Here is a 7,517-nt window from a genome sequence, read left to right on the forward strand (position 1 = left end):
GGGTACACCATGTACCTCCTGGCCAAATACCTCACCCGCAGCCGGGCTGCGGGCCTGGTGGCCGGCTTCTTCTTCGCCTTCGTGCCTTACCACTTCTCCACCATAGTCCATGTCCACGTGACCCTCTATTTCCTTCAGCCCCTGGCTCTCCTCTTCCTCATCCGCTATTTCGAGGAGGGAGGGAAGCGCTTTCTCCTCGGCTTCGGGCTGGCCTTCCTGTCACAGGCCCTGTTGAGCTGGTACCAGCTGGCCTTTTCCACCATCCCCCTGGCCTTTTACCTCCTGTGGAGGCTTCTTTCCGTGCGCAACAGGAGGCACCTGGTCTCCCTGGCCGGCGCCTCACTGGTCCTCGCCGCCTGCCTCCTGGCCGTTGTCCCCTTCGCCCTCCCCTACATGAGGCTGCGGGACAACGTGCTCGAGGAGGAGAGCAGGCCGGCGGAGAACCCGGTACTCGAGGCCAGGCCGTCGGACTACCGCCGCGTCATCGACGAGAACCTCCTCTACTCCCATATGAACTTCCTCAACAGGGGGCACATCGGGGAAGGCAATGCCCTCTTCCCCGGCTTCACTGTCCTGCCCCTGCTGGCCCTGGCCCTCCTCTCCCTGTTCCTCGGAAAACGGGGCTGCGACCGGCTTCTCACGGGAGGGACACCGGTAGCAGCAGGCGGCGCCGGGGAAAACGCAACCGGTTTCCCGGCCCCCTCCCCGGACAAGGACGAGGGGGTTGAGGGACCCGGGGCGGCTCCGGGAGGCAGTTCTCCGACACCGGCCTCGCAAACTGCTCCCCCTCGCGGAGGTGAAGATGCCGAGGTCCAACCCCCAGCGCCGGATAGGAAAAGGCCGAGGTCCTACATCCTCTTCTTCCTCCTCCTGGCGGCTTTCTGCCTCGTCCTTTCCACGGGGAGGAGGTTCCTCGGCGGCGAGAACCTGCTCTTCAAATACCTGCACAAGCTGCCCATCTACAGCCTGGTGCGTTTTCCCATCCGCTACCACATCGTGGTCCTCCTCTCCCTCTCCGTGCTCGCCGCATACGGAACGGCGTGGTTTCTCCGGTTCCTGGAATCGCGGGGCTGGCGCCGGACCGCCTTCATCATGCCCTGCGCCGTGCTGGCCCTCATGTTCGTGGAGTTCTCCTCCCTCTTCATGCCCTTCGAACCGGTCCCCGTGGGAGGCGGCGTTCCCGCCGTCTACCGGGACCTGGCGGAGATGGAGAGGGGCGTGGTGATCGAAGTCCCCACCCCCACCCTGGTGAACTTCCCCGACTACGAGGACCCCCTGGTCATCAACTACGGGAACGTGGACAACGCCCTGAAGGCTGCCTTCCGCGAACAGCTGGCCACCTATTTCTCCACCTATCACTGGCAGAAGCTGGTAAACGGCATGAGCGGTTATTATCCACTCTTCTACCGCCGGACGCTCGCGGAGATGCTCTCCTTCCCCAGCCGGCGCTCCCTCTCCTTCCTCCGGGCCCTGGGAGTCAGGTACCTGGTGGTTCATTGGGATTATTTTCCAGGAAATTCCGGAGGCTTCCTGCGCCCCCAGCTGGAGTCCCTGCCGGGCGTCTCTCTCCTCCGGGATTACCCCCCGGACATCACCCTCTACTCCCTGGAGGGTCTGGAGACCCTCCCCGCCTCGGGGCTGGAGAGAAGGCCCTTCCTCCCCCTGGAGGTGAACCCGGGAGCCGCCTTCAACGCCTCCCTCGGACTCTACAACCCCTCCGACCGTCCTTTCCTCAACACCGACGAGTACCGCATGCACCTGGGCCTCACCTGGAGGGACGCCTCGGGCCGGGAGGAGCTCTCCGAGGAGGCCTATTATTACTTCCCCTTCTACATCCACCCCGGCGAGGGGAAGGTCACCGCGTTCCGGGGCCGGGCTCCGGCGCGGGAAGGGACCTACGAGCTCACCGTCGCCGCTCTTGACGGGCCCCTTCAGGGAGAGGAGTGGCGCTTTCCGGTCACCGTCACCCGGGTGCCTCCGGGAAGCGCCGGGGAGGGCCTTGCCGGATCCTTTTCCCTGGATCTCGAAGCCCTGGGCAAGAAAGCCTACGCTGTCGGCCGGGCCGAGCCGGGAGGAGAGGAGCTGCGGCTGCGCTTCAACCCCGGCGAGCTGTTCTCCCTGCCCGTAAGCGCCGCCAACCTGGGGGCTTCGGGTTGGGACAGGGACTTGCCCGGGGAAGCCGGAAGAGTGGAGGTCACCGCCTTCTGGGACCCCGAGGAGGCGCCCGAACTGCGCAGCGTCCAGCACGGTCTGCTCCCCTGCGACATGTCCCCGGGACAGATGGAGGTCTTCTATGTGGCCCTGCAGGCCCCCCTCCAAACAGGAGACTATACCCTGACCGTGGCCCTCAACTGTCTGTGCGTGACCCAGATAGGGGAGACGGTCACCTTGCGTGTGGAGGTTCGTTAGTTCAATCCGCCAGGGCCTCCAGGTAATCCCTCAGCCTTTTCTCGGTACGGAAGGCATCGAATTCCTGGAGCCTCCTCTCCATGCGCGACGACAGCGCCTCCCTCAAGGAGCGGTTGGTGACCATCTCCTCCATCACCTCCGCCAGCAAGGGGATGTCCAGGCTGTCGAAGGTGACCCCTGCATCCCCCAGAGTGTGAGGTATGGCGGCGGCGCGTCGGGCCAGGATGGGCACCCTAAAATACATGCTCTCGAGGAGGGGCACGCAGAACCCCTCGTGGAGGCTGCAGGTGACGAAGAGGTGGGCTCCCCGGTAATAGGCGCGCAGGTCCTCATCGCTGACTCCCTCCGAGCCCCCGGGGATGGAGATCCTGCCCCGCAATCCGTACGCCCTGACCCGGCGGGCCAGCTCCTCCGTGTAGTCCACGGACCATGATGTGCCCACCAGGAAAAGGCGGGAAGCGACGTTCACGTAGTGGTGGTAGAAGGCGAAGAGGTCGATGAGGTCCTCCACCCTCTTGTTGGGGACCAGCCTGCCCACGAAGAGGACGTTCACGCGGCCGTCCTCCAGCTCCTCCAGGAGGTGCGGGTTGTGCTCCCCTCCCAGCCTCTCCAAGTCCAGGAAGATGGGGAGGACTCCCGTCCTCCCCTCCTCGAAACCCGCCTCCACCAGCTCCCTTCTGTTGTATTCCGAGTCCCCCAGCGCCAGGTCGCAGCGGCTGAGCCTGGGCAGCAGCTCCCTCCCGCGGCGGCAGACCTCCGCCAGGTGGGCGTCGAAGGAGGCCAGGAGCTCCGGTGGGGTGATGTTGTGGTAGATGAACACGCGGCGGTTGCGGCTGTCGAGGTAGAGGCGGTGGTTGTCGTCGTAGACCGAGTAATGGAAGAGGAGGATGTCCTCCCGCGAACCCATGAAGCGGCGGTAGGCCCTGAGGCCCTCGTTGAGCGGGGCCATGACGTCATCGTTGCTCGAGGCGTAGACATGGCTCTCCCACCCCCAGGAGCTCAATGTCTCGTGGATGCGCAGGACCTGGTTGGTCACCGCGTCGCCGAACTGCAGGCGGGCGCAGATCTGGTGGGCGCGCATCAGCGACCCTCCCCGCCTGCATCGGCGGCACCCCCGCCTTCGCCGGCGCCACCGTCCTCGGCCTTGCGGCCTTCCAGGAAAACTTTGCCATCAAGCCTCCGCTCGCCGGCCACAAGACCACAGCTGCGCATGAGGGAGGATATGAAGGCGCGGGTGTAAGGCCGCGACCCTCCCTCGCGGTCCACGATGCCTCCAGGGGACGGGGCGTTCAGGGCTACCAGGACCCTGCCGCCCGGCGGGAGGTGGCCCGCGGCCCACACGAACAACTCCTTGAGCCCACCTGCGGGAATGGCCTCCGGGCAGGTGACGAGTACCACCTCTCCCTCCGCCCCTGCCAGCTCCAGGAGATCGGCGAAGCGGGTGCCGCACCAGGCAGGGAGCATGCGCGCCTGAGCCCTGGCCACCACCTCCTCGGAAGGGTCCACGGCCAGGACCAAACGCGCCTTCTCCTGCAGTGCCTCCAGAAGCTCCAGGCCGGGGATGCCCAGCACCAGGCAGGAGGACCCGCGCAGAGCGGCGGCGACCGCCTCGGCCGTCTCCCGCTCCCACTCCGCGTGGCGGAGGGCGCCGGGATCCGGCATGGACTCGCCTTCCAGGGGGATCTCCTCCTCCCTGCCGTAGACCTGGAGGAAACAGAGGATGAGGCCCTTGCTGAGGTAGGAATTGAAGAGTTGCTGCTGCTGCACATATCCCTCGCACACGGCGCGTATGAAACGGGTCTGAAAGCGCCTCAGGAAGGACTCCAGCCGCCCTTTCTTCTCGCCCTCCCGGGCCAGGTCGGGAGGGGGTTCCAGGTGGGCCCCGCTCTCGTAGAGGGCGCGGTTCAGCTCCTGCACCTCCTCCACCATGGCGCAGCGGCTGTCCGCCAGCTCGTCCCTGGCACTCCTTTCCAGGACGCGGAGCAGGCCCTCCGGGTAGAGCCCCGCCCGTTTGCGGGCCTCCGACTTACCCACCAGGCCGTGCTCCTCGAGTTCCCGCCCGTTCACGTAGATGGTCACGCCGGCTCCCTCCCATCCGCTGCCGCCTGCGCTTTCTCCCCTCCCGCCGGGGAGGCGAAACGATCGACGACCGCCCTGAGGCGGGCGGCGAAGGCCTCGGGGCGGAAGTCCTCCAGCCTCCGGTATTGCGCGGAGACGATGCGCTCCCGCATGAGGTCGTCACGGTCCAGCCTTCCCAGGAGTTCCGCCAGGAGGGGGTAGTCTTTCTCCTCGAAGAGCACCCCCGCTCCTCCCATGGTCTCCGGCACCGCCCCGGCGGCGTAGGCCAGGACGGGGATACCGAAGTGGAAGGCCTCCAGGAGGGGGACGCAGAAGCCCTCGTGTTCGCTCATGGAAAGGTAGTAATGCGCGCCGAGGTAACAGGCCTTGAGGGAGGAATCGCTCACCTTTCCCAGGAAATGGACTTTGTCCAGGAGCCCCAGCCTCTCGGTGAGGGAGAGGAGCGCCGTCTGGTAGGTGGCCAGGTGCATGCCGGCGATGACCAGCCTGGAGCGGGCATTGACCCCATAATGATAGCAGGCGAAGAGCTTGACGACGTCCTCCACCCGCTTGTTGGGGACCACGCGCCCCACGAAGAGGAGATTGGTCCTGCCGTCCTGCAGGCGCCGCAGGAGCGCCCGGTCCTCCTCCACCTCGTCCAGCTTGTTCAGCGGAGGGTTGATGGGCAGGACCCCCGTCCTCTCCTCCGGGAAACCCGCCTCCACCAGCTCCCTCCGGTTGTAATCTGAATCTCCCAGCGCCAGGTCGCACTCCTTGAGGCGAGGCATGAGCTCCCGGCCCATGCGGCACAGCCGCACCGCCTCCGGGTAGTAGGGATCGTAGAACTCGGGAGGGGTGATGTTGTGATAGATGAGCACCTTGCGGTTGGCGCTCTCCAGGAAGTAGCGGTGGTTGTCGCAGTAGATCCCGAAATGGTAGATGAGGAGGTCGTCCCGCTCGTGCATGAAGCGGCGGTAGCGGTTGTCGAACTCCGCGAACCTCTTGCCGTAGTCGTCCATGTCGAAGGCGTAGAGGTGGGACTCGAAACCCCAAGAGCGGAAGAGCTCGTGCATGGAGAGCGCCTGATTGCTGATGGCGTCACCGGGGTCCAGCCTGGCTACCAACTGGTGGATCCTCATCCCCTCTTGCTCTCCCCCTCCTCCAACACCTCCTGGAAGCGCTGCACGATGAGGTCCCAGGTATAGTTCTCCAGGAGGTACTCCTTGCCCCTCCTCCCCATGGCCCGCCTGGCCTCGGGATGGTCCAGGAGGAAATCCAGTGCCTCGTGAAAGGTGGGGTAATCCTCGAACCAGAGCCCCCCGCCGCTGCGCTCCACGTGGTATCGGGTCACCGCGCAATCCCCGTGCACCAGGCAGGGGACCTCCGCCAGCCAGGCCTCCATGAGCACCAGGGAGAGGCTCTCCCGGACCGAGGGCTGGCAGACCACGGTGGCGGCGGCATAGGCGTCACGCTTGTCCCGCTCCTCGAGATAGCCGAGGTCCACGATTTGGTTGCGGAAACTCATGGGTATCTCCACCGTGCCCGAGCCGGCCAGGACAAGCTTCACCTCCCGTCCGCTGTTCTCCAGGTAGTTGCAGAAATACCTCACCAGCAGGGGGGTGTTCTTGGGCTTCTCCCGGCGCCCGGTGTAGAGAAGGAAGTCGCCCTTCAGCGAGTAGATGTGCCGGAAGCGCTCCCCGTCGGCGTGATAGGGGTAGAGCGCCGCTCCCCCCACAACCTTCCCCGCTATGTCCGGCCCGTAGAGGCGGCGGGCCAGCTCCATCTCCGGCGGGGTGTTGAACATCACGCCGCGCACCGAGTGCATCATGCGGCGGAAGATCTCCAGCCGTGCGTAGGGCTCGTCGTGCAGGCAGGGGATGAGGTAGGACTTCTCCGGCACCGTCTTGACGCCCCAGTAGGTGGTCCCGAAGAGATAGGGGATGAAGACGAAGGCGCGGTAGTGCTCGGCGTTCCTCTCCAGGTAGGATAGGAGCCCCTCGCTGCACACCAGGCTGCGGCACCAGAACTCCTGCCTGGAGAAGGAGACCCTCTTCCCCTCCACGATCCTGCGCTCCAGGCGGTGGAAGCGGCGCGTAAGCCTGGTGCGGTCCCAGGGAAAGCGCCGTACGGTCACCCCGTTGATGACCTCCACGGGGTCGGAGAAGCGCTCCTTGCCCTCCCGGCGGTTGAGGTCCACGGCGTCGGTGGTCAGGATCTCCACGGGCCAACCGCGGGAGTGCAGCTCCTCCACGAGCATGCGGGTAAGGACCTCGGCTCCCCCCACCACCGTCCGGCCGTACCGCGGGGGGACGAAGGCCACCTTCTCGCCCCTCAAGTCCTCTTCTCCTCCTGAACTCCAAACATCGAGGGAAACCGGGCCGCGCCCCTTTCAGCGCCGGGCCTGCACCAGGTAGCGGCGGGGAGCGAAGAGCGCCTCCTCCAGGTCCTGGAGCTCCAGGCCCTCTCCACCCAGCCGCTCCAGCCAGGCCCGCCTCTCCTCCCCGTCGAACTGGTCCAGGAATGTCACCTCCACTTCGCGGAACCCGGCGTTGTGCAGGAAGGCGCGCATGGTCTCCGGGTGGACGAGGCGCTCCAGGCTGGGATCGGCGAAGGCCTCCTCCGTTCCCAGGACCGAGCGGGGATAGTGGTTGAGGATGACCACCGAGCCCGTCTTCTCCACCCGTGAGGCCAGGGCGCTCAGCACCCACAAGAGGTCGCCCAAGCTGCCCCTCTCCCCCAGGTCCCGCAGGAACACCGCCGGGAGGGAGTCCACGGGCACCGCCTCCAGGTAATCCAGGGAGGAGGCGTGCTGCACCCGGAGGTTCTTCTCCTGGCAGATACGCACCAGGCGGGAGTCCTCCTCCACGCCCAGGGCCTTCCTGCCCTCCTCCCTCGCCGCCTCCAGGAACTCGCCCCTGCCGCACCAGAGGTTGAGGATCTCCACGTCCTCGGGGAACCTCCTGGCCGCCTCCGCCAGGTGGCCCCTCGCTTCCTCCCCCAGGCCCAGCTCCACCCAGGCGTAGTACCTGTCCACCCCACTGCGATAGCTC

General features: G+C 66.1%; 5 protein-coding genes and 1 pseudogene. 1 reads left to right on the forward strand and 5 read right to left on the reverse strand.

The genetic code is table 11. The features are described 5' to 3' along the window. Positions 1-2,409, forward strand: a pseudogene (locus tag H7007_RS13465) (hypothetical protein); the annotation flags it as partial. Position 2,410: 1 nt separating this feature from the next. Here H7007_RS13465 and H7007_RS13470 read toward each other — a convergent pair. The 5 genes from H7007_RS13470 to H7007_RS13490 all read right to left on the reverse strand — a co-directional run. After that, positions 2,411-3,490: a glycosyltransferase gene (locus H7007_RS13470; protein ID WP_287155874.1), complete on the reverse strand. Its 1,080-nt coding sequence runs from the start codon at positions 3,488-3,490 to the stop codon at positions 2,411-2,413. Beyond that, a complete protein-coding gene (locus tag H7007_RS13475; RefSeq protein WP_287155875.1) occupies positions 3,490-4,488 on the reverse strand; it encodes a class I SAM-dependent methyltransferase in 999 nt (332 codons plus the stop codon). Before H7007_RS13475 ends, H7007_RS13470 begins: the two co-directional genes overlap by 1 nt. After that, positions 4,485-5,606 (reverse strand): glycosyltransferase, encoded by a 1,122-nt coding sequence (locus tag H7007_RS13480; RefSeq protein WP_287155876.1) that lies wholly within the window; start codon positions 5,604-5,606, stop codon positions 4,485-4,487. Before H7007_RS13480 ends, H7007_RS13475 begins: the two co-directional genes overlap by 4 nt. After that, entirely contained in the window at positions 5,603-6,802 is a 1,200-nt protein-coding gene (locus H7007_RS13485) for a glycosyltransferase family 4 protein (RefSeq protein WP_287155877.1), read from the reverse strand. The genes H7007_RS13480 and H7007_RS13485 overlap by 4 nt, the downstream gene beginning before the upstream one ends. A gap of 54 nt (positions 6,803-6,856) precedes the next feature. Continuing rightward, positions 6,857-7,517: class I SAM-dependent methyltransferase (locus H7007_RS13490; RefSeq protein WP_287155878.1), on the reverse strand; the 661-nt coding region annotated here is incomplete at its 5' end.

This window comes from Candidatus Solincola tengchongensis, assembly GCF_015711935.1.
Lineage (GTDB): Bacteria > Actinomycetota > Geothermincolia > Geothermincolales > RBG-13-55-18 > Solincola_A > Solincola_A tengchongensis.